This is a genomic window from Phocaeicola sp. HCN-40430 (assembly GCF_037890285.1).
In the GTDB taxonomy this organism is placed as follows: domain Bacteria; phylum Bacteroidota; class Bacteroidia; order Bacteroidales; family Bacteroidaceae; genus Phocaeicola; species Phocaeicola acetigenes.
The window spans coordinates 34814-56748 of sequence record NZ_JBBKBS010000007.1; the positions used below are offsets into that span (position 1 = coordinate 34814).

Consider the following 21935-nt stretch of genomic DNA (forward strand, 5'->3'; position numbering starts at 1 on the left):
ATTTTCCTTTGATGATACCTCAATCAGTGTATATGTTTGACAACATATTTAAGAATTTTAATACTTAATATTCATCGACAACAAACCAAAGAAGAACGAATAGACCTAGAATCTTTCTACTATCACTTCAAGCGTTTCACTGCGAGATGATGTCCCTCTTTTGCCGCTTGTCTGTACCATTGCATGGCTTTATCCATATCTGTATATCCCAGCCATCCTTCTTCGTATGCCTGTCCGATGCGATAATGTGCATAAGGATCGTCGGAGCGCATATAAGCCTGAAATGCGTGGGGCAAGGAAGCAGGAAGCGTGCCACAGCCCTTGCGGTAAAGGTCACCCAAATTGGTCGGTGCATAATGCCGGTCGCCTTGCTGTGTCGCCTGCTCGAACCAGTATTCGGCAAGATAACCGTCTTGCGCTACTCCGATGCCTTCCTGATAAATGGTACCCAAATCATTCAGTACCACTCCATCCACTTTCTCTCCCCGCTTGAAACATTCTCCTAAATGCTGAAGCATCTGCACATCTTCTGCAGCATAACTTTCCCAGGTCTCTGCCCCATCCAGTTGCCACGATTTCACTCTTCCTACTGACACGTGTTGAGGCACATCCACCATAACCTCGTTTTCACTCAAAGCCTGATCTTCTTCTACTTCCTGCTCCGTGGCCTGGAGTAGCCGGCTGTTACGCATCAGAAACTGTGCGTATCCATAGATACGTGGAGTGGAAGAATGCAATCCTGCCCCTACCCCTGCCAACATGTCTTCCGACACATAGGTGAATGGCTTGAACGGTAAGGTAAGATAATAGCGAGGAGCAATGGAAAGAACCGATTTCAAGGTAGCAATCTCCTCGCCGATGGTCTCTGCTATCCAGTCTTCGTTGTAATATTCGAATGCAGACACCCCTTTTATCTGCAATGGAGTTCCGTTTAAGAAACGGTGCAGACAATCAGCAAGATAAGGGAAAAACTTATAGTCGGCAAACGATGCCATCCCGTCCATCCAGATTTCATATTTGCCTTCTCCATGATCGGCCAGCACAAAAAAGGTAGTAGAATGCTGCGGACGTTTCAAATAATAATAAGTTGAAGCTCCGTCTGTGCCTTCGGCTTCCAGATCGACAGGGACTTCCAGGTCTGTCAGAAATTGGGACAGACAAAACGAAACGGAGTGATGTGAAATGACAGGTAAAATATGCAACATAAGGATAAAATTTATTTCACAATGCGGTAATATCCTTCCTTACGTGGTTTTGCCTCAGCAGCTTCTCCCGCCGGATAACCCAATGACAAAGCACCTATACCGACCAGTCCTTCGGGCAATCCCCACTGTTTCATCAGTGCCTTACCTTCTTCCGTAGAAAACATTTCCCGCTCGCGGTGAATCCAGCAACTTGCCAGACCGATGGCATGGGCAGCCAGCATCATGTTCTCCAGTACACAACTGCCGTCTTGTATAGGATTGTTGGCATCGGCCGGAGTAAAGACCAATACATAAGTAGGAGCATCGTAATAAGGATTGGAGGTAACTCCCATCACCCGGGCATTCATGGCAGCCAGTTGTTTGCGCTGTTCCTCATTCTGCACGGCCACAATAAAAGGCGACTGCATACCACGTGAAGTGGGTGCATAAGTTCCGGCTTCAAGTACAGCCTTCAGTTCTTCGTCTGTAATCTGCTCCGGTTTATAGTTACGGCAACTGCGACGTGTCTTTATAATTTCCAAAAAGTCTTTTCCGCTCATAGTTTCTTACTGTTTTTAATTGTATATAGTGATGCACAAACTTACAAAAAAATCGGAAAAGACATTCTGCACTTACCTAAAATAAAAACAAACAGAGAAAGGCTCCCGGTATACACTCACAAAAAGAAAGAAGAAAAAGAGAAAAAGGAAAGCGTATAAAAACAGATGAACCGGTGTGCAGGAATATAAAAAAAGCTTCCCCAAGAAGGAGAAGCAAAGGGCGTCTCACTGCAATGAGACGAGTGTCCCACTGTAAGGAGACGGGCGTCTCACTATAAGGAGACACCTGCACCATTACAATGGGACACCTTTATATTTTAGTTGTTTTCAGGACGGAGTTTACGAACCACAGCTCCAGTCTGCCACATTTCGCTTTCGCGCAACTGACGGAGTTCTTCGTTCAGTTTTTCACGATAGTCCGGCTGTGAGTTGGAGTCGATAGAACGCTGTGCTTCTTCGCCGCTGGCTACAGACTGGTACAGTTTTTCGAATACCGGTTTGGTAGCATCGTGGAACGGAGTCATCCAGTCCAAAGCACCACGCTGTGCTGTAGTAGAACAGTTTGCATACATCCAGTCCATACCTTTGGCTGCAAACAGAGGCATCAATGACTGAGTAAGTTCTTCTACTGTTTCGTTGAAAGCTTCAGAAGGAGTATGTCCGTGTTCGCGCAGTGTTTCGTACTGAGCCAAGAGCAATCCCTGGATAGCTCCCATCAAAGTACCACGTTCGCCGGTAAGGTCTGAATATACTTCACGCTGGAAGGTAGTTTCGAACAGATAGCCGGAACCTACACCGATACCCAATGCGACAACACGTTCGAAAGCGCGTCCGGTAGCATCCTGGAAGATAGCGTAAGAAGAGTTCAAGCCACGTCCTTCGAGGAACATAGTACGCAAAGAGGTACCCGAACCTTTTGGAGCAACCATGATTACATCGACATCGGCAGGAGGAACAATACCTGTACGTTCTTTATAAGTGATGGCAAAGCCATGAGAGAAATACAGAGCCTTACCCGGAGTAAGATATTGTTTGATAGTAGGCCAGCATGCTATCTGTGCTGCATCCGAAAGCAATACCTGGATAATAGTAGCGCGTTCGCATGCTTCTTCGATACTGAAGAGTGTTTCTCCAGGTACCCATCCGTCGGCTACTGCCTTGTCGTATGTTTTTCCCTGACGCTGTCCTACGATTACATTGAATCCGTTGTCGCGCAAGTTCAATGACTGGCCCGGACCCTGCACACCGTAACCAATGACAGCTATAGTTTCGTTTTTCAATACTTCACGTGCTTTTTCCAATGGAAATTCTTCGCGGGTTACTACATTTTCTGTTACACCGCCAAAATTCATCTGTGCCATTTTTCAATCTTTTTTAGCTAACTCCCTAAGGAGTTTCGGTTATTAAAACAATTTATTGAATATTGAATATGAGTTTTTGAGTTTTTAAGTTTTTGAGTTTGTTATTAATTTGGCAATCAAGCAGTAGCAAACTCATAAACTTAAGAAGTTACAAACTTAAGAACTTATAAACTTACAAACTAAAAAACTCATAAACTTAAAAACTTACTTAAATATCACTTTACTGCGAACAACGACTTCACCGTTATTCTTCTTTACTTCTATATCGTATTCGTTTTCTCCCTTCTGTTCGCGATGGAAAGTAAGCGTATCGCCATAATAGCCTTCTGCCACATAGGCCACTTCGAAGCGGCGGACGGTTTTATCGCGGAACTGCTCCATCGGAAAGAGGTCGAGAATATGCTCGATGTACTTGATACTGTTTACATGGCCGTTGAGGTCGATGTCGCTGTACTTAGCCAGATGTTCGCCCACCTGCTCCGGCTGCTCCATCTTGATACGCCCCGGTTTATCTATCGGACACTCTACATTGGTACAGATATAATCGGTGATTTTTCCGCCATGCAAAGCCAGCAAGTCGGCCGGCTTACGTGTCTGCATACTAATCATCGCCCATACAGAACGAGCATACCCAATCGGTTTTCCTTCTGCATTCAGAATGGCAAAGTTACGGTCGGTAAACAGACGGTATACATTTTCTACCCACGTCTGTATGCTGAATTTTTCATAAGCACGGGGCAATTCGTTCATCTCTACAGCCAAACGGGAAAGCACCCATGTGTAATGATTCTCGTTCAAGGTGGCAATGCCAAATCCTCTGTCGGCTGCATGAAAACCTGCACAGTTCAGCAGGTGGTTGCCCAGCACTCCCATGGTCAGTTTTTCCGTGAAATCAACATGGAAAGGTTCTGCCACAAACTCATACGTTCCGACTTTATTCTCATTTACCATTTTTTGAGTTTTTAAGTTTTTGAGTTTTTAGTTTTTAAGTTCTTTAGTTTGTGAGTTCTTTAGTCTTTAAACTCCTTGGTTTGTTGTGGCTTCGATATAACATCACTGCCAAAAACAATCCTTTATCTGTTGTTGTATCTTTCTTCGCGATGAGCCAGATACTCGTTTACTCTTTCGAAACAGCTGGTCGATACAGCAATTCGTCCGGAGCGTACAAACTGAAGCACACACTTCAGAGCCTTGAGTTCCTGATACAGCGAAGTAATGTCGTCGCTCATTCCGGTCAGTTCCACGATAGAAAAAGTAGGATTCACCTCTACAATATGAGCACTGTACCGGCGAATTACTTTCGATGCTTCGGGAGTGGACTGAAACTCCGGTGTAGAAACTTTGTACATGGCTACCTCACGCTGGAAAATTTCTTCATCGGTGAAATAATGAGCCTGTATCACATCCAGTTTCTTTTCTATCTGCTTCACTACCTTTTCAACGATATCGGCCGTTGTCCAGCAAGTAATGGTATACTTATGTACTCCTTTAATAGAAGATGCCGATACGTTGAGGCTCTCGATATTCAGTTGCCGACGGGTAAAAACAGCGGTAATCTGATTCAGTATACCTGCAATGTTTTCCGAATGAACAATGATTGTATATAAAGTTTTGTTTTCCATAAATCGCCTTTCTGCTTAACAGTCTAAATCCAACATCATGTAGTTTACAGAGCTTCCCGGAGGAGTCATCGGAAGTACGTTTCCTTCTTCTATCACACAAGCCTCGAGGAAGAACGGGCCATCGGTAGTCAACATCTCACGGATAGCCTCATTCAGATCTTCACGTTCTGCTACACGACGGAACGGAATGCCGTAGGCCGAAGCAATCTGTTTATAATCGGGGTTCATCATCGGAGTAAATGAATAACGGCGGTTAAAGAACATGGCCTGCCACTGGCGCACATTGCCCAAATAATTGTTGTTGAGCAGGATAATCTTTACAGGGGCTTTCTGCTCCATGATGGTTCCCAACTCCTGCATGGTCATCTGTAAACCACCGTCGCCCATAAAGGCACAAACCGTACGCTGAGGAGCGCCAAAGGTAGCACCAATAGCTGCCGGCAAACAGAATCCCATTGTTCCCATTCCACCGGATGTAACCACACTGCGATTTTGACTATATTTGAAATAACGGCAAGCCATCATCTGATTCTGGCCTACATCGGTCACCAATATTGCTTTATTTTCTGTGGCTTCACTTACCGCACGTACTACTTCACCCATATTCAGCGGACCCGAAGAAGGATGTATCTCCTTTTCAATCACCCGGGTATACTCTGTTTCTTCGTACGAAGCAAAACTGTTGATCCACTCTGTGTGCGTATTAGACTGTATCAACTCAGTCAGCAAAGCCAGTGTACGTTTACAGTCGCCCAATACCGGAACATCTACCGGCACGTTCTTTCCTATTTCAGAAGGGTCGATATCCAGATGAATGACTTTTGCCTGTTTGGCGTATGTTTCCAGCTTACCGGTCACACGGTCATCGAAGCGCATACCCACCGCAATCAGCACATCACACTCGTTGGTCTTCACATTGGGGCCTAAATTACCGTGCATTCCCAGCATCCCCTTATTCAACGGATGTGATGTAGGCAATGCAGACAAGCCCAGCAATGTACAGCCACAGGGAATATCGGCTTTTTCTACAAACGCACGCAATTCCTGCTGTGCATTTCCCAGCTCTACGCCCTGTCCTACCAAAACCAAAGGCTTCTTCGACTCGTTAATCAGAGCTACAGCCTCGGCCAATGCTTTCGGGTCGGTTTCCGGATCCGGGTCGTAACTGCGGATGAAATCCACTTTCATCGGTTCGAAATCGGTCATATCAATCTGCGCATTTTTGGCAAAATCGAGAACAACCGGTCCCGGACGACCGCTGCGTGCGATATAGAAGGCTCTGGATACAGCCCATGCCACATCTTCTGCACGGCGAATCTGGTAACTCCACTTGGAAATAGGCTGGGTAATACCCACCAAATCGACTTCCTGAAAGGCATCCGTTCCCAAAAGTCCGGCTCCTACCTGACCGGCAATCACCACAATAGGCGTACTGTCTATCATGGCATCGGCCACTCCTGTAATGGTATTGGTAGCTCCCGGTCCACTGGTTACCAGACATACTCCTACTTCACCCGACACACGGGCAAAGCCCTGAGCTGCATGAGCCGCTCCCTGCTCGTGACGGACTAATATATGATTCAGTTTGTCCCGATGATCGTATAATGCATCGAAAACCGGCATGATGGCTCCTCCCGGATATCCGAAGATAGTCTTCACTCCTTCGTGCTCCAGCGAACGCATCAGCGCTTCCGATCCTGATATTCTTTCTTTACTCATAACTCTCCTTTTTTACGAAGCATAAATCTTCATTAATCCACAATTCTTACTCCACCTTTATCGGCCGAGCTTACCATGCTGGCATAAGCCCGCAAGGCTTTCGATACTTTTCTGTCGCGTGTGACAGGTCGCATCGGACGTGCCTCCAGTTCTTCCTCACTCAAACGTACGTTGATGCTGCGAGCCGGAATATCGATTTCAATGATGTCACCGTCTACAATCTTACCGATGTTTCCACCGGCTGCCGCTTCCGGAGAAATGTGTCCGATACTCAATCCGGAAGTACCTCCACTGAAACGTCCGTCGGTAATCAAGGCACATTCCTTACCCAAATGTTTCGATTTGATATAAGAAGTAGGATACAACATTTCCTGCATACCCGGACCTCCTTTCGGTCCTTCGTGAGTAATCACGACTACATCACCGCTTACGACCTTGCCTCCCAGAATTCCTTCGCAGGCAGCCTCCTGAGAATCGAAGACTTTTGCAGGTCCGGAGAATTTCCAGATGCTTTCGTCTACTCCGGCTGTCTTCACTACACAACCATCCTGTGCAATATTCCCCTTCAGTACAGCCAGCCCGCCATCCTTACTATATGCATGAGCCAAATCGCGGATACAACCCGACTCACGGTCTGTATCGAGTTCTTTATATACAGTTCCCTGCGATCCTAACTTGATATTGAACTTTCCACCCGGTGCACTGCTGTAGATACGCTGTGCTTCAGGATTGACTGCCGGTGTACAAATATCATAAGCAGCGATGGCTTCGGCCAGTGTAGAACCGTCTACCCGACGTACTGTAGTATCGAGTAATCCCCCTTTAGCCAACTCGCCCAGGATATTAAGAATACCTCCGGCACGGTTTACATCCTGTATATGGTATTTCTGTGTATTCGGAGCCACCTTGCACAAACACGGAACTCTGCGGGAAAGCATATCGATGTCGTCCATCTTAAAGTCGACTTCTGCCTCGTGTGCCACGGCAAGCAGATGCAATACTGTATTGGTAGAGCCTCCCATAGCGATATCCAAGGTCATGGCATTGAGAAAAGCAGCACGGGTAGCAATGCTACGGGGCAATACACTGTCATCGCCCTCTTCGTAATATTTATAGGCATTTTTCACAATCAATGCAGCTGCATCCCGGAACAGCCGGGCACGGTTTTCGTGTGTAGCCACAATGGTACCGTTTCCAGGCAGAGCCAATCCGATGGCTTCATTCAGGCAGTTCATGGAATTGGCAGTAAACATACCCGAGCAACTTCCACAACCCGGACAAGCATGACGTTCTATCTCCGCTACATCTGCATCGCTCACAGTAGGGTCTGCAGACTGGATCATGGCATCAATCAAATCAAGATGTTTTCCGTTCCAGTCACCCGCTTCCATAGGACCTCCGGATACAAATACGGTAGGAATATTCAGACGCATGGCAGCCATCAGCATCCCCGGAGTAATCTTGTCGCAGTTGGAAATACAAATCATCGCATCTGCTTTATGGGCATTGACCATATACTCCACACTGTCGGCTATGATATCGCGCGACGGAAGAGAATAAAGCATACCGTCGTGTCCCATCGCAATACCATCATCAATGGCAATGGTATTAAACTCTGCCGCAAAGCATCCTAACTTTTCGATTTCGGCCTTCACCTGCTGACCTATTTCATGCAAATGTGTATGTCCGGGAACAAACTGAGTAAATGAGTTTACAATAGCGATAATGGGCTTTCCCATCATCTCCGGCTTCATGCCGTTGGCAACCCACAAGGCGCGGGCTCCAGCCATGCGGCGGCCTTCCGTACTCATCGAACTGCGTAACTGGTTTTTCATCTTCGTATCTTTTCTTATCAATTAAAAAGCCTTTCTCCTGAATCAGTGAGAAAGGCTTTCATACATATCTTAGCATATACAACTATATACACGAACCTTCCTCACCTCTTGGCTGCAAAACCACGACGCGAATGACCTGCAAAATAATCAGGTTGCTATGTAAGATAGTTGCTTTCATTTCTTTATCAAAATTGATTATTGTGCTTGCAAAGGTAAAGGCTTTTTTGTAACGAACAAATAAAATGATAGTTTTTTTTCCAATAAATTATTAATCGTAAAAATGAGAGCCATTTTACTATCAGTTTATCACTTTTACACCTTTTCATCAGGCTGTAAAGGCTGCAATTTACAGACAAATGTTCATATATGTTTACCCAAGTACATAAAAAAGACTTTTTTTCATCTTTCCTTACTAAAAAACACTAAAACAAAAAGTATTTTCTCTGAAATCAATTTCCCTCATCCGAAATATCATTTTTATTTCCTACCTTTGCCGACAAATCAAAATATTAAAACATGGAAAATAAATACATTACTGTCGCATATAAGCTGTATGCTATTACAGAAGGCAAGAAAGAGTTATTGGAAGAAGCTCCTGTAGAACATCCCTTTCAGTTCATTTCTGGAATAGGATATACTCTTGAAAAATTCGAAAACGAAATCCTTGCACTCAACAAAGGAGACCACTTCAACTTCACTATTCCTTGTGCGGAAGCATACGGAGAACGTGACGAAGAAAGTGTACGCGCCGTTTCAAAATCTATGTTCTGTGATGCAGACGGAAATTTTGACAGCGACAACATCTTCGAAGGAAACATCATCATGCTGAACGATGCAGAAGGACATCAGTTCTACGCAAACGTAGGCGAAATCACTGAAGACAAAGTGGTTCTCGACCTGAATCACCCGCATGCAGGAAAAGACCTGATTTTCGAAGGTGTTATCACTGAAATGCGTGAAGCAACCAACAAAGAAATAGAAGGTATGGTAAATCTGATGAGCGGTGAAGGCTGCGGTTGCGGATGTGACAGCTGCGGAGGCGGATGCGGAGACCACTCACACGAAGAAGAAGCCGGATGCGGTTGCGGATGCGGACATTGCCACTAATAGGATAGCTATTATTTAATCCGATAAAGATAAAAGAGTAAATCAGTACCACTGGTTTACTCTTTTTTGTATATTTGAAGAATATAGGATGCGGCTTGGCATTACCTTCGTCCAAAAGCAAGCTTTTGTCTTGGTACTGCACTTGCCTTTCACTACATTTGTTTTATTAAGAATTTAAAAAGACGATTATGATACTCATTGCAGACAGTGGAGCCACCAAGACTGACTGGTATGCTGGAGACAATCCGGAAAACGGCCAACTGATAGAAACCAAAGGAATAAACCCTTTTCACCTAAAAGAAGAAGAAGTATTCCGTATCATCCGCGAGCAACTGGTTGCACAGCTGGCCAATGCCGATACGTGTACTGCCGTTTATTTTTACGGAGCAGGATGTATCCCTGAAAAAACAGGCATCATCCGCCGCTCACTGGAGCACTTTTTCCCAAGAGCGGACATACATATTTACACAGACTTATTGGGTGCGGCTCGTGCCGTATGTGGAAAACAGCCGGGGATAGCGTGTATTTTGGGAACAGGCTCCAATTCTTGCCTGTACGATGGCGAACAAATTACCGACAGTATTTCTCCACTGGGTTATATATTAGGTGATGAAGGAAGTGGAGCCTACATTGGCAAACGCTTTATCGCCGACTGCCTGAAGAGACAGCTTCCACGGGAAATAGCAGACGATTTTTGCCGGGAATACAAACTGACACCTGCCGATATTCTGGACAGAGTGTACCGACAGCCTCAAGCAAACCTTTTCTTATCGGCTATTACACCTTATATATATAGGCACAAAGACATTCCGGAAATACAGGCATTACTCATCGACTGTTTTATGGAGTTTTTCCGACGCAACATCCTGCAATACAAACAAAAGTTACCGGTATCTTTTGTGGGCTCCATCGCCTGCTTCTTTGAAAAGGAATTACAGGAAGCAGCCTTGCGCTCCGGACTGCATATAGAAAAAGTTATCAAGCAGCCCATCAATAGCCTGATAGCCTATCATTGGACATAAAATATACCTGAATTATATTACTTTAAATTGATCAGATTATGAAGAACTTTAGAGTAGAAGCAATCATCCTAAGTATCGGATTGTTGCTGTTGGGAGTGTTCATAGAGCGTGGTTTCTCCGAATTTGCAGGAAGAGACCGCAGTGTAAACGTAAAAGGACTGGCCGAAATGGAAGTTCCGGCAGACAAAGTGACCTGGCCTTTAGTATACAAGAGCCTGGGCAACGACCTGAATGCCTTATACGAGGAAATAAAGCGTTCTAACCGGACCATCACTGAATTTTTAAAGGAAAAAGGACTTACCGATAAAGAGATAAGCATCAATGCTCCTGTTATCGTAGACATGAAAGCAGAACGCTACGGTAACAATCAGGACTCTCCTTACCGGTACAATGTAACCACCGTTATTACTGTTACATCCAACAAAGTGGATTTGGTGCGCGGTCTTATTACTGAACAGGGAGAACTGCTGAAACGTGGTATAGCCATTACAACCGGCGACTACCAGTATAATATTCAATATGAATATACGGGCCTGAATACCATCAAGCCGCAAATGATAGAAGAGGCTACCAAAAACGCACGTCAGGCTGCCGAAAAGTTTGCAAAAGATTCGGAAAGTACATTGGGTAAAATACGTCATGCCAATCAGGGACAATTCAGCATCAGCGACCGAGATCCAAATACTCCGCACATCAAAAAAGTACGTGTAGTGACTACCATCGACTACTCACTGGAAGACTGATAACAGACAGCAGTAAAAGCACTATCAATCACATGAACTGACGCTATTAGTATCGTCGTCTGACGCGACTGTCAACAAAGACACATGATACTAATAGCGTCAGTTCATACAATAACCCTTTCAAAAAGTTCTGTAAATGTATCTTTCTCCCTTTTCAACCCCATCCTTTTCCCTTCCTGTAACCATATCTGCCGCCCTTTCTTCAAGAAAAAGTAAAAAAATGAAAGAAGTTTCATTCAAGTTTACACAAAAATAAATGCAAATATTTTCTATATCAGTAATTTATTGTATCTTTGCGACCGATTTAGATAAACAATATAAAGTCTAACACAATTAATTATTTACAAACAATTTATTAATTTAATGGAAAACTTAAAAAACATTGCTCCTATTGAAGATTTCAACTGGGAAGCGTATGAAAACGGTGATGCAGTATCAAACGTAAGCAAAGAAGACTTGGAAAAAGCTTACGATAACACTTTGAACAAAGTAAACGACCGTGAGGTTGTAGACGGTACTGTAATCGCAATGAACAAACGCGAAGTTGTAGTTAACATCGGCTACAAATCAGACGGTATCATTCCATTGAGCGAATTCCGTTACAATCCAGACCTGAAAGTTGGTGATACTGTAGAAGTATACATCGAAAATCAGGAAGACAAAAAAGGTCAGTTGATCTTGTCTCACAAGAAAGCACGTGCTACTCGTTCTTGGGATCGCGTAAACGCTGCTCTTGAAAACGAAGAAATCATTAAGGGTTACATCAAGTGCCGCACTAAGGGTGGTATGATCGTAGACGTATTCGGTATCGAAGCATTCTTGCCGGGTTCTCAGATCGATGTGAAACCTATCCGCGACTACGATGTATTCGTAGGAAAGACTATGGAATTCAAGGTTGTAAAAATCAACCAGGAATTCAAGAACGTTGTTGTTTCTCACAAAGCTCTTATCGAAGCTGAATTGGAACAGCAGAAGAAAGAAATCATCGGTAAACTTGAAAAAGGTCAGGTACTTGAAGGTACTGTTAAAAATATCACATCTTACGGTGTATTCATCGACTTGGGCGGCGTAGACGGTTTGATCCACATCACAGACTTGTCTTGGGGCCGTGTAAGCGATCCTCGCGAAGTTGTTTCTTTGGATCAGAAGTTGAACGTTGTAATCTTGGACTTCGACGACGAAAAGAAACGTATCGCTCTTGGTTTGAAACAGTTGACTCCGCACCCATGGGATGCTTTGGATCCTAACTTGAAAGTTGGTGACCACGTAAAAGGTAAAGTTGTGGTTATGGCTGACTACGGTGCATTCATCGAAATCGCTCCGGGCGTAGAAGGTTTGATCCACGTATCTGAAATGTCTTGGTCACAGCACTTGCGTTCAGCTCAGGACTTCATGAAAGTTGGTGACGAAGTAGAAGCTGTTATCTTGACTTTGGACCGCGAAGAACGTAAGATGTCTTTGGGTATCAAACAGCTGAAAGCTGATCCATGGGAAACTATCGAAGAAAAATATCCGGTAGGTTCTAAACACACTGCAAAAGTTCGTAACTTCACTAACTTCGGTGTATTCGTAGAAATCGAAGAAGGTGTAGACGGTTTGATCCACATCTCTGACTTGTCTTGGACTAAGAAAATCAAACATCCTTCTGAATTCACTCAGATTGGTGCAGACATCGAAGTTCAGGTATTGGAAATCGACAAAGAAAACCGTCGTTTGAGCTTGGGTCACAAACAGTTGGAAGAAAACCCATGGGATGTATTCGAAACAGTATTCACTGTAGGTTCTATCCACGAAGGTACTATCATCGAAATGTTGGATAAAGGTGCAGTAGTTGCATTGCCTTACGGTGTAGAAGGTTTCGCTACTCCGAAACACTTGGTAAAAGAAGACGGTTCACAGGCTCAGTTGGATGAAAAACTGGAATTCAAAGTAATCGAATTCAACAAAGACGCTAAGAGAATCATCTTGTCTCACAGCCGTATTTTCGAAGATGCTGCTAAGGCAGAAGAAAAAGCAGAAAAGAAAGCTACTAAGAAGGCTGCTAAGAAAGAAGAAGCTCCTATGATTCAGAACCAGGCTGCTTCTACTACATTGGGTGACCTCGATGCATTGGCTGCTTTGAAAGAACAGCTTGAAGGTAAGAAATAATTCTTCACCTGAGATATTTCAAAAGGGATTACGACATTCGTAATCCCTTTTTTTATGTTTTCTACCAATTATCCCAATAACAAGATCCATTTACTCATCCACAAATCTTCTATGGATTCCAACTTAAAATACTTCTAAAAGTAAATAGACTTGTTCTTATCGATTATTTTTCTTTTCTTTGTTTCTCTGATTGTACTAACCTAAACATGAATCATGGAAGAGAAGCAAGAGCAACCATTAGTATGGATGCCTATAAAAACTTTTTACTGTAAAGAACTTCGAGTAGCCGAATTGCTACGCGAAGAAGGCATTGAATACTACTTGCCAATGGTATACGAATTGCAAGAGACAAAAGACAAAGAACATAAGTGTGAGCATGTTCTTGTCCCAGCCATTCATAATCTGCTATTTATCCGACATACATACAACAAAAGCTGGTGCAGGAAATTTGCACGTAATTTTCCTCTCCCTATATATTTTATGAAAAGGGAAAGAGACTGCGACGAATTCTGCATCGTACCGGATGATGAAATGCAAAACTTTATACGAGCTACAGATCCTAACATTCAAGGTACACGCTTTATTGATTCCGAGAAGCTAAAAAACAAAAAAGGATTCCCTGTACGCATCGCCAAAAAAGGACCTCTTTACGGTATCACCGGCAAATTCATACGATATGGAGGACGGCATTACATAGCAATTGAAATGAACAACAGCACAGCCTTACTCAAAGTGAGCTATACCTGGTGCGAAGAAATAAGCGGAAACGGAGCTCATGCATCAGAAACTGAATAAAAAAACGTGGACATCTTCATCACGAATGAAAATGCCCACGCTTTTTATAAAAATTATTTCAATTATTTCACCAGACTTTCTCCTGTATTCTTCACTAAGGTAAGGAGCACTTTACCGTTTCCATCTAACAATGAAACAGATCCATCCTCATTCTTTTCAAATGAAGCTACTTCATTAAGTGCTTTCAACACCTGTGTTTCCACATCCATATCCGGGCAAGCCATCATCGTAGAAATCATTTGTGAGAATTTCAAGGAAGCTGCATTGCCTTCTTCCTGAGAGAAACCTCCATTGATAATATTACAGCCCGCATTACCATGTACACGTTTTTCCTCAATGTTGAATGCCAGGAACGGAGTCTTTTCCATCTTCTTCACAGCTTCTCCATTCACTGCTGAAATAATCCATTCTCCTGCCAGATCATTGATAGAAACAGCAGCCTGTACACGCTTTTCCAAAACAATGACAGTCTTACCTTCCGCATCTGTCAGTTCAATACCGGTTTCTGTTTCCGAATAACCTTCTACTTTATTAAGAGCTCCCAATATCTTCTGTTCCGTATCCATATCCGGACACATCATCCGTGTAGTAGCAATCTGACTGAAATGAATTTTTCCTGCATTGACAGAATCCAATTCAAAACCGCCCATCATACGGTTGCAACCTGCGCTACCATATACTCGTTTGGTTTCTGTATCCAAACCGATAAAAGGCATATTTTCATCTCCAAGTTTCTCTCCATCTACAGTTACGATATTCCACTCGCCTGTCAGATCTACTGTCTGTGTTGCATTCTTGCTACTCATGCAGCTTGCCATCAGCGCTCCGGCACAAATAGCCGCAACACCTAAAAATGTTCTTTTCATATCAATTTTAATTTCTAAACTTCGCAAATATAACGATATATTTGAACAAAAGTTCAGCCCACCTGCATTTTTCCGTTTTTTATGTTTATATAATCTAATTATTCTTATCTTTGCATACTGAACGGTAACGTTTACCGGGCATTAAAATCATCAATAAAATAAATGAGTAAAGTATTAATTATTGGTGCAGGCGGAGTAGGAACCGTTGTTGCACACAAAGTGGCTCAACATCCTGAAGTATTTACAGAAGTGATGATTGCCAGCCGCACCCAGTCAAAATGTGACGCTATTGTAAAAGCAATTGGCAGACCAGACATCAAGACCGCTAAGGTAGATGCAGACAATGTAGACGAATTAGTGGCTTTATTCAACAGTTTTAAACCCGAAATCGTTATTAATGTAGCGCTCCCTTATCAGGATCTGACTATCATGGAAGCTTGTCTGCAAGCCGGAGTCAACTACCTGGATACAGCCAACTATGAGCCGAAAGACGAAGCTCATTTCGAATACAGCTGGCAGTGGGCTTACAAACAGCGTTTCGAAGAAGCCGGACTGACAGCAATTTTGGGTTGTGGTTTCGACCCGGGAGTAAGCGGCGTGTATACAGCATATGCAGCCAAACATCATTTCGACGAAATACAGTACCTGGATATCGTAGACTGTAATGCAGGTAATCATCACAAAGCGTTTGCAACCAACTTTAATCCAGAAATCAACATCCGTGAAATTACCCAGAACGGACGTTATTATGAAAACGGACAGTGGGTTACAACAAAGCCATTGGAATTCCATAAAGACCTGACATATCCAAACATTGGTCCGCGTGACTCCTACTTGTTGTACCACGAAGAACTGGAGTCGCTGGTTAAGAACTTCCCGACTATCAAACGCGCCCGTTTCTGGATGACCTTTGGACAAGAATACCTCACTCACCTGAGAGTTATTCAGAATATTGGTATGGCAAGCATCGAGCCTATCAATTACAACGGCATGGAAATTGTGCCCTTGCAATTCCTGAAAGCAGTTCTTCCTAATCCACAAGACCTGGGAGAAAACTACGAAGGCGAAACATCTATCGGTTGCCGTATCCGTGGTATCAAAGACGGTAAAGAACGTACCTACTATGTATACAACAACTGTTCACACCAGGCTGCTTATCAGGAAACAGGTATGCAGGGCGTAAGTTACACAACCGGTGTACCAGCCATGATTGGTGCAATGATGTTCCTGAAAGGCTTATGGAAACGTCCGGGTGTATGGAATGTAGAAGAATTCGATCCAGATCCGTTCATGGAAGCACTGAACCAATACGGCTTACCTTGGCACGAAGTATTCGACGGAGATTTGGAACTGTAATTATCTGTATTCTTGAATCTGTATAAACAAAGCATCATGCAAGTAGGAGATAAAGCCCCCGAAGTATTGGGACTGAATGAAAAAGGAGAAGAAATCCGTACAAGCGATTACAAGGGAAAAAAAGTAGTCCTCTACTTCTATCCCAAAGACATGACATCGGGATGTACGGCTCAAGCCTGCAACCTGCGCGACAACTATTCGGAACTTCGCGCAGCAGGTTACGAAGTAATTGGTGTCAGCATCAACGATGCCAAATCGCACCAGAAGTTCATCGAGAAAAACCAGCTTCCTTTTACACTCATTGCCGATACAGAACAAAAGTTAGTGCAAGAATTTGGGGTATGGGGTGAAAAAAGCATGTATGGACGTAAATACATGGGTACATTCCGCACCACATTTATCATAAACGAAGAAGGCGTGATTGAACGTATCATCTCTCCCAAAGAGGTGAAGACCAAAGACCATGCCGCACAAATCTTAAAATAACCAAGAAAAATATATGGCTAAAAAAGACGAATTGGAATTCGAAGGAGGAGTAGATACTCCTTCCAAGCCCAACAACAGCGAAAAGCTCAAGGCATTGCAAGCCGCAATGGATAAGATTGAGAAAAGCTTCGGTAAAGGCTCTATCATGAAAATGGGCGACGACCATGTTCAAGAAGTAGAAGTCATTCCTACCGGCTCCATTGCACTCAACGCTGCACTTGGTGTAGGAGGTTATCCCAAAGGACGTATCATTGAAATATATGGTCCGGAATCTTCTGGTAAGACCACACTTGCTATCCATGCTATTGCCGAAGCACAGAAAAACGGAGGTATTGCAGCGTTCATCGATGCAGAACATGCCTTCGACCGTTTCTATGCAGCCAAGTTGGGAGTAGACATCGACAACTTGTGGATTTCACAGCCCGATAACGGTGAGCAAGCTCTGGAAATTGCAGAACAGCTTATCCGCTCTTCTGCCATTGACATCATTGTTATCGACTCTGTAGCTGCCCTGACTCCGAAAGCCGAAATCGAAGGCGATATGGGAGACAACCGGGTAGGCTTACAGGCACGTCTGATGTCGCAAGCATTGCGTAAGCTTACTTCCGCTATCAGCAAGACCAATACAACCTGTATCTTCATCAACCAGTTGCGTGAAAAAATCGGAGTAATGTTCGGCAATCCGGAAACAACAACCGGTGGTAATGCCTTGAAGTTCTATGCTTCAGTACGTCTCGACATCCGCCGCGCTACCCAGTTGAAAGACGGTGAAGAAGTTATCGGTAACCAAGTACGCGTAAAAGTAGTAAAAAACAAAGTAGCACCTCCATTCCGCAAAGCAGAATTCGACATCATGTTCGGTGAAGGCATTTCCCGCAGCGGTGAAATCATCGACCTGGGAGCAGAACTGGGCATCATCAAGAAAAGCGGCTCATGGTACAGCTACAACGATACCAAACTCGGACAAGGACGCGATGCAGCCAAACAGTGTATTCAGGACAATCCCGAACTGGCTGAAGAACTGGAAGGACTCATCTTTGCTGCACTGAAAGACAAAGAATAAAATTTCTTTCACAGAGAAATACATCAGAACCTTCTTCTGTATACGATATCCACAAAAGGATTTCCAGACAGAAGAAGGTTCTTTTTTATACCTTTTTTACCCGATGATTCTCCACAGCCTTTCCTCTAAAAACTGTAATGTTTTCCTCCTCCCCCAATCATATTTTCTCTTCAAAAATTAGAAAAAAACAAAATTTACATTTATATTTACCAACTCATACTGACTAGATAAAAGATAAACCTTATGAAACTAACATCCTTACTCGCCCTTACATGGTGCTGCTGCGTAGCTACCACCGGTATTGCCCAAGAAAATAAGACTTCCCTACCTTACCGTTTTGCCACAAGAGCTGAAGCACAGATGCTGGTAACAGACATAGACGACTACACCAGCAATTGGAATCAGTTTGATATTGAGTTCCGCCTGCAAAAAGTAGAAGGAAAAAAGTCTGAACTGCTTCGTATGGCTATGGATGAAACCCGAAACTGGAGTGACCAAGAGAAAAGCAATGTAGAAAAAGCTTTCAAAACAATACAAAATCAAATCAGCAAGCAGAAATTCAACCTGCCTTTCCCTGAGGAAATTATCATTGTAAAAACAACTCAGAAAGAAGAAGGAGGAGCTACGGCCTATACCCGCAAAAACTGGATAGCATTAGGAGAAAAAGCGTTGAATGCCCCAATTGAAACACTGACTCAAGTAATGGCTCATGAACTGTTTCACATTCTGACACGTGAAAACCATGAATTCAAAAAAGCGATATATGCTACCATCGGATTTACCGTACTCGATAAGGAAATTATCTTCCCGTCAGATATTAACCAGAAGCGGATATCCAATCCGGATGTAAGCCGCTACGACAGTTATGCAACATTTACAATCGAGGGAGAAAAACAACCGTGTACAATGGTATTACATTCCGATAAGCCTTATAGCGGAGGAGATTTATCCCAATACATGCAGACAGGTCTTATCCCTCTGAACGAACGCTATATACCCGTACAGGAAAAAGGAAATACTGTAATCTATCCGCTTAGCGCTGCTACCGACTTTTATGAAGTAGTAGGCAATAATACTCCATACACCATTGATCCGGAAGAAATTGCAGCAGAAAACTTCCAATATGCTCTTCTAAATACCGGTAATATAAAGACTCCTCAAATTATAGAAAAAATAAAAGAGGTATTGAAAAAGAAATAAATACCACGAAGCATATAAAACTTTAACCAATCTATGATAAAAAGTCATCGGCTGGACGATAGAGAACAGTTCTCTTCGTTCAGCCGACATTATTTTTACCATTTTATAAGTTTATAGCTTCTTATCCTTGCAACTGACGATGCATAGCTGCCGCAGCACGGCGTCCGTCGCCCATAGCCAGAATTACAGTAGCACCTCCGCGCACAATATCACCACCGGCATAAATAGTCGGAATAGACGACTGCATATCCTCATTTACTGCGATTGTACCTTTACGTCCCAACTCCAGTCCCGGAATAGAATTCGGAACAATCGGGTTAGGCGATACACCCACACTGACAATAGCCATATCGATATCGATGGTCTCTATAGCTCCCGGAATAGCAACCGGACTACGGCGTCCTGAAGCATCTGGTTCGCCCAGTTCCATCTTCTGCAATACCACCTGTTTTACACGACCCATTTCGTCGGCAATATATTCGATTGGATTATGCAAAGTAAGGAATTCCACACCTTCTTCTTTTGCATGTTTTACCTCTTCCAGACGAGCCGGCATTTCAGCTTCCGAACGGCGATAGATAATCATTGCTTTTTCTGCTCCCAGACGGCGTGCAGTACGTACAGAGTCCATAGCAGTATTACCACCACCAATTACCGCCACACGCTTACCGAATGTGACCGGAGTATCAGAATCTTCGCTGGCAGCATCCATCAGGTTCACACGAGTCAGATACTCGTTAGACGACATGATGTTGATAGAGTTTTCACCCGGAATATTCATAAAGTTAGGCAGACCTGCTCCCGAAGCTACGAAAATACCCTTGTAACCTTCCTGTTCCAAGTCTTCTACACTGATGGTCTTACCCACAATACAGTCTTTTACAAACTGTACACCCATCTTCGAAAGATTGTCAATTTCTACGTCTACAATCTTGTTCGGCAAACGGAATTCAGGAATACCATATTTCAATACACCACCAATTTCGTGCAGTGCTTCGAATACAGTCACATCGTATCCCAACTTAGCCATATCACCGGCAAACGACAGACCGGCAGGTCCCGAACCTACTACCGCTACCTTAATACCGTTCTTTGCAGCAATCTGAGGAACGGAAATCTGTCCGCTTTCACGTTCATAGTCGGCAGCAAAACGTTCCAGATAACCGATAGCCACAGCTTCGTGTCCCATCTTCAGGTGAATACACTGCGATTCGCACTGTTTTTCCTGCGGACACACACGTCCACACACAGCCGGCAATGCACTGGTCTGCTTCAGGGTACGTGCAGCTTCGAGGAATTCTCCACGCTCTATGTTTTTGATAAATGTAGGAATATTGATACCCACCGGACAACCCTGCATACAAGACGGATTTGCACAGTCCAGACAACGTTTAGCTTCTGTTACAGCCTGTTCCTCGCTCAATCCCAGGTTTACTTCTTCCTTACGGCTGTGTGAACGATATTCCGGTTCCAGCTCGTTCATCTTTACACGAGGGATCGCAGTACGTTCCTTCGGCTTCATGCTCTTACGAAGTTCTTCACGCCAAGGAGCCTTACGGTCTGATGCCTCTCTTTCTGCCTCACAAGTATCAGGTTTTTCAACTTCCAATTTATGTATTTCAGCACGTTCAATATCCTTGAAGGCTCCCATACGTTTCAACATCTCGTCGAAGTCTACCTGATGACCGTCAAACTCCGGACCGTCTACACAAACGAAACGAGTTTTTCCGCCCACAGTGATACGGCATGCTCCACACATACCGGTACCGTCTACCATGATAGTATTCAGTGACACATCGGTAGGGATTTCGTATTTCTTTGTCAGCAAGCAAACAAATTTCATCATAATAGCCGGACCGATGGCAAAGCACTTGTCTACTTTCTCGCGCTTGATGACCTCTTCCACTCCTTCGGTTACAAGGCCTTTCTTACCATACGAACCATCGTCTGTCATAATGATTACTTCATCGGAACTCTCACGCATTTCTTTTTCCAGGATAATCAAATCCTTTGTACGTCCTGCCAAAACTGTAATCACACGGTTTCCCGCAGCTTTCAATGCCTGTACAATAGGAAGCATCGGTGCCACACCTACTCCACCTCCGGCACATACTACTGTACCAAAGTTTTCAATATGAGTAGCCTTACCCAACGGACCTACTACATCGGTCACGTAATCGCCTTCATTCAGTTCACACAGACGGGTAGACGACAGTCCCACCTCCTGTACCACCAAAGTAATAGTACCTTTTACAGGATCGGCAGCAGCAATGGTCAGCGGCATACGCTCGCCTTTCTCTCCCACACGCACAATTACGAAATGTCCCGCCTTACGAGACTTGGCAATCAAAGGGGCTTCAATGACAAGTTTGAAAACCTTTTCTGAAAAATGTTCCTTTGAAATAATTTTATTCATTTTCTTACGCTATAAGTTAGTTATTTCTTTAGTATCCCCAGAGCCTGTAGAAATCATTCCGTAAAGACTGACCGGACAACCTGTTCAATCTCAGACAGACTCCATTCTTTCGATTTTAACCCTGCAAAGGTAGTATTAAGAAAAGATATACACAAAGAAATGAGCAAATTAACTCAACCCTGTAAGCAATAATTTATGGGATATTACGGTAGCTTTTCTCTGTTTTCAGGCTTCCTGTCTCCCTTTCTTTCTAACAAAAATCAAGGAAACAAATTCCATAGTTCAATTGACAAAATGTAAAATCCTCCAATCTCTTTATCAGTACTGCAAGAGGATTGACAAAATGTCAAATCAGAGGCCTCTACACGACGATATTTGCCCCCAGGTACAAAAGTGATAAGAAAAAAGCCTGTTTTTCGAAATCAGGCAAACTCAAAAAGAAAGCTGTTCTT

Annotated in this window: 18 protein-coding genes; 9 read left to right on the plus strand and 9 right to left on the minus strand. The window is 43.6% G+C overall.

Annotated features, from left to right (window positions below; all coding sequences use genetic code 11):
* Positions 1 to 122 precede the first annotated feature (122 nt).
* The 7 genes from WKU26_RS04640 to ilvD form a co-directional block, all read right to left on the minus strand.
* Complete coding sequence (locus WKU26_RS04640) at positions 123 to 1205, minus strand: tetratricopeptide repeat protein (protein ID WP_340321083.1); 1083 nt, start codon at positions 1203 to 1205, stop codon at positions 123 to 125.
* A gap of 11 nt (positions 1206 to 1216) precedes the next feature.
* Complete coding sequence (locus tag WKU26_RS04645; protein WP_340321084.1) at positions 1217 to 1744, minus strand: nitroreductase family protein; 528 nt, start codon at positions 1742 to 1744, stop codon at positions 1217 to 1219.
* A 317-nt stretch (positions 1745 to 2061) separates the two neighbouring features.
* Positions 2062 to 3105, minus strand: a complete 1044-nt coding sequence (ilvC, locus tag WKU26_RS04650) for a ketol-acid reductoisomerase (RefSeq protein ID WP_340321085.1) — start codon at positions 3103 to 3105, stop codon at positions 2062 to 2064.
* Positions 3106 to 3309: 204 nt separating this feature from the next.
* Positions 3310 to 4056, minus strand: a complete 747-nt coding sequence (locus WKU26_RS04655; RefSeq protein WP_340321086.1) for an acyl-[acyl-carrier-protein] thioesterase — start codon at positions 4054 to 4056, stop codon at positions 3310 to 3312.
* A gap of 122 nt (positions 4057 to 4178) precedes the next feature.
* Complete coding sequence (gene ilvN / locus WKU26_RS04660; protein WP_340321087.1) at positions 4179 to 4727, minus strand: acetolactate synthase small subunit; 549 nt, start codon at positions 4725 to 4727, stop codon at positions 4179 to 4181.
* 15 nt (positions 4728 to 4742) lie between these two features.
* The gene (ilvB, locus tag WKU26_RS04665) at positions 4743 to 6446 is read right to left on the minus strand and encodes a biosynthetic-type acetolactate synthase large subunit (RefSeq protein ID WP_338158052.1); all 1704 of its coding nucleotides are present in this window, start codon (positions 6444 to 6446) and stop codon (positions 4743 to 4745) included.
* Positions 6447 to 6478: 32 nt separating this feature from the next.
* Entirely contained in the window at positions 6479 to 8281 is a 1803-nt protein-coding gene (gene ilvD / locus WKU26_RS04670; protein WP_340321088.1) for a dihydroxy-acid dehydratase, read from the minus strand.
* Between the two features lie 516 nt (positions 8282 to 8797).
* Between ilvD and WKU26_RS04675 the strand changes: the two genes are divergently transcribed.
* From WKU26_RS04675 to WKU26_RS04695, 5 genes are all read left to right on the plus strand, one after another.
* Positions 8798 to 9388, plus strand: a complete 591-nt coding sequence (locus tag WKU26_RS04675; protein WP_269878120.1) for an FKBP-type peptidyl-prolyl cis-trans isomerase — start codon at positions 8798 to 8800, stop codon at positions 9386 to 9388.
* Positions 9389 to 9576: 188 nt separating this feature from the next.
* On the plus strand, positions 9577 to 10410 hold the full coding sequence (locus tag WKU26_RS04680) for an ATPase (protein ID WP_338158055.1): 834 nt from the start codon (positions 9577 to 9579) through the stop codon (positions 10408 to 10410).
* A gap of 38 nt (positions 10411 to 10448) precedes the next feature.
* Entirely contained in the window at positions 10449 to 11153 is a 705-nt protein-coding gene (locus WKU26_RS04685) for an SIMPL domain-containing protein (RefSeq protein WP_269878118.1), read from the plus strand.
* Between the two features lie 363 nt (positions 11154 to 11516).
* Complete coding sequence (gene rpsA, locus WKU26_RS04690) at positions 11517 to 13301, plus strand: 30S ribosomal protein S1 (RefSeq protein ID WP_269878116.1); 1785 nt, start codon at positions 11517 to 11519, stop codon at positions 13299 to 13301.
* Between the two features lie 213 nt (positions 13302 to 13514).
* On the plus strand, positions 13515 to 14096 hold the full coding sequence (locus WKU26_RS04695; protein ID WP_269878114.1) for a UpxY family transcription antiterminator: 582 nt from the start codon (positions 13515 to 13517) through the stop codon (positions 14094 to 14096).
* A 62-nt stretch (positions 14097 to 14158) separates the two neighbouring features.
* Here the strand turns inward: WKU26_RS04695 and WKU26_RS04700 are convergent, their stop codons facing one another.
* Entirely contained in the window at positions 14159 to 14962 is an 804-nt protein-coding gene (locus WKU26_RS04700) for an META domain-containing protein (protein ID WP_340321089.1), read from the minus strand.
* 162 nt (positions 14963 to 15124) lie between these two features.
* Here WKU26_RS04700 and WKU26_RS04705 point away from each other — a divergent pair, with 162 nt between their 5' ends.
* The 4 genes from WKU26_RS04705 to WKU26_RS04720 all read left to right on the plus strand — a co-directional run bounded on the left by WKU26_RS04705 (position 15125) and on the right by WKU26_RS04720 (position 19067).
* Positions 15125 to 16318 carry a saccharopine dehydrogenase family protein gene (locus tag WKU26_RS04705; RefSeq protein WP_269878112.1) on the plus strand — a complete coding sequence of 398 codons (1194 nt, stop codon included), beginning with the start codon at positions 15125 to 15127 and terminating at the stop codon, positions 16316 to 16318.
* A gap of 36 nt (positions 16319 to 16354) precedes the next feature.
* Positions 16355 to 16804, plus strand: a complete 450-nt coding sequence (gene bcp, locus WKU26_RS04710; RefSeq protein WP_269878111.1) for a thioredoxin-dependent thiol peroxidase — start codon at positions 16355 to 16357, stop codon at positions 16802 to 16804.
* Between the two features lie 13 nt (positions 16805 to 16817).
* Complete coding sequence (recA, locus tag WKU26_RS04715; RefSeq protein WP_269878109.1) at positions 16818 to 17867, plus strand: recombinase RecA; 1050 nt, start codon at positions 16818 to 16820, stop codon at positions 17865 to 17867.
* Between the two features lie 243 nt (positions 17868 to 18110).
* The gene (locus WKU26_RS04720; RefSeq protein ID WP_340321090.1) at positions 18111 to 19067 is read left to right on the plus strand and encodes a hypothetical protein; all 957 of its coding nucleotides are present in this window, start codon (positions 18111 to 18113) and stop codon (positions 19065 to 19067) included.
* Positions 19068 to 19188: 121 nt separating this feature from the next.
* Here WKU26_RS04720 and WKU26_RS04725 read toward each other — a convergent pair whose 3' ends face one another.
* The gene (locus WKU26_RS04725; protein WP_269878106.1) at positions 19189 to 21483 is read right to left on the minus strand and encodes a bifunctional dihydroorotate dehydrogenase B NAD binding subunit/NADPH-dependent glutamate synthase; all 2295 of its coding nucleotides are present in this window, start codon (positions 21481 to 21483) and stop codon (positions 19189 to 19191) included.
* Positions 21484 to 21935: the final 452 nt, after the last annotated feature.

Bases quoted from the DNA above. Each gene is read 5' to 3' on its own strand.
- WKU26_RS04725 (WP_269878106.1), bottom strand. From the start codon at position 21,483: ATGAATAAAATTATTTCAAAGGAACATTTTTCAGAAAAGGTTTTCAAA.
- WKU26_RS04700 (WP_340321089.1), bottom strand. From the start codon at position 14,962: ATGAAAAGAACATTTTTAGGTGTTGCGGCTATTTGTGCCGGAGCGCTG.
- ilvB (WP_338158052.1), bottom strand. From the start codon at position 6,446: ATGAGTAAAGAAAGAATATCAGGATCGGAAGCGCTGATGCGTTCGCTG.
- WKU26_RS04640 (WP_340321083.1), bottom strand. From the start codon at position 1,205: ATGTTGCATATTTTACCTGTCATTTCACATCACTCCGTTTCGTTTTGT.
- WKU26_RS04680 (WP_338158055.1), top strand. From the start codon at position 9,577: ATGATACTCATTGCAGACAGTGGAGCCACCAAGACTGACTGGTATGCT.
- ilvC (WP_340321085.1), bottom strand. From the start codon at position 3,105: ATGGCACAGATGAATTTTGGCGGTGTAACAGAAAATGTAGTAACCCGC.
- rpsA (WP_269878116.1), top strand. From the start codon at position 11,517: ATGGAAAACTTAAAAAACATTGCTCCTATTGAAGATTTCAACTGGGAA.
- WKU26_RS04645 (WP_340321084.1), bottom strand. From the start codon at position 1,744: ATGAGCGGAAAAGACTTTTTGGAAATTATAAAGACACGTCGCAGTTGC.
- recA (WP_269878109.1), top strand. From the start codon at position 16,818: ATGGCTAAAAAAGACGAATTGGAATTCGAAGGAGGAGTAGATACTCCT.
- WKU26_RS04720 (WP_340321090.1), top strand. From the start codon at position 18,111: ATGAAACTAACATCCTTACTCGCCCTTACATGGTGCTGCTGCGTAGCT.
- WKU26_RS04705 (WP_269878112.1), top strand. From the start codon at position 15,125: ATGAGTAAAGTATTAATTATTGGTGCAGGCGGAGTAGGAACCGTTGTT.
- WKU26_RS04685 (WP_269878118.1), top strand. From the start codon at position 10,449: ATGAAGAACTTTAGAGTAGAAGCAATCATCCTAAGTATCGGATTGTTG.
- WKU26_RS04675 (WP_269878120.1), top strand. From the start codon at position 8,798: ATGGAAAATAAATACATTACTGTCGCATATAAGCTGTATGCTATTACA.
- ilvD (WP_340321088.1), bottom strand. From the start codon at position 8,281: ATGAAAAACCAGTTACGCAGTTCGATGAGTACGGAAGGCCGCCGCATG.
- ilvN (WP_340321087.1), bottom strand. From the start codon at position 4,727: ATGGAAAACAAAACTTTATATACAATCATTGTTCATTCGGAAAACATT.
- WKU26_RS04695 (WP_269878114.1), top strand. From the start codon at position 13,515: ATGGAAGAGAAGCAAGAGCAACCATTAGTATGGATGCCTATAAAAACT.
- WKU26_RS04655 (WP_340321086.1), bottom strand. From the start codon at position 4,056: ATGGTAAATGAGAATAAAGTCGGAACGTATGAGTTTGTGGCAGAACCT.
- bcp (WP_269878111.1), top strand. From the start codon at position 16,355: ATGCAAGTAGGAGATAAAGCCCCCGAAGTATTGGGACTGAATGAAAAA.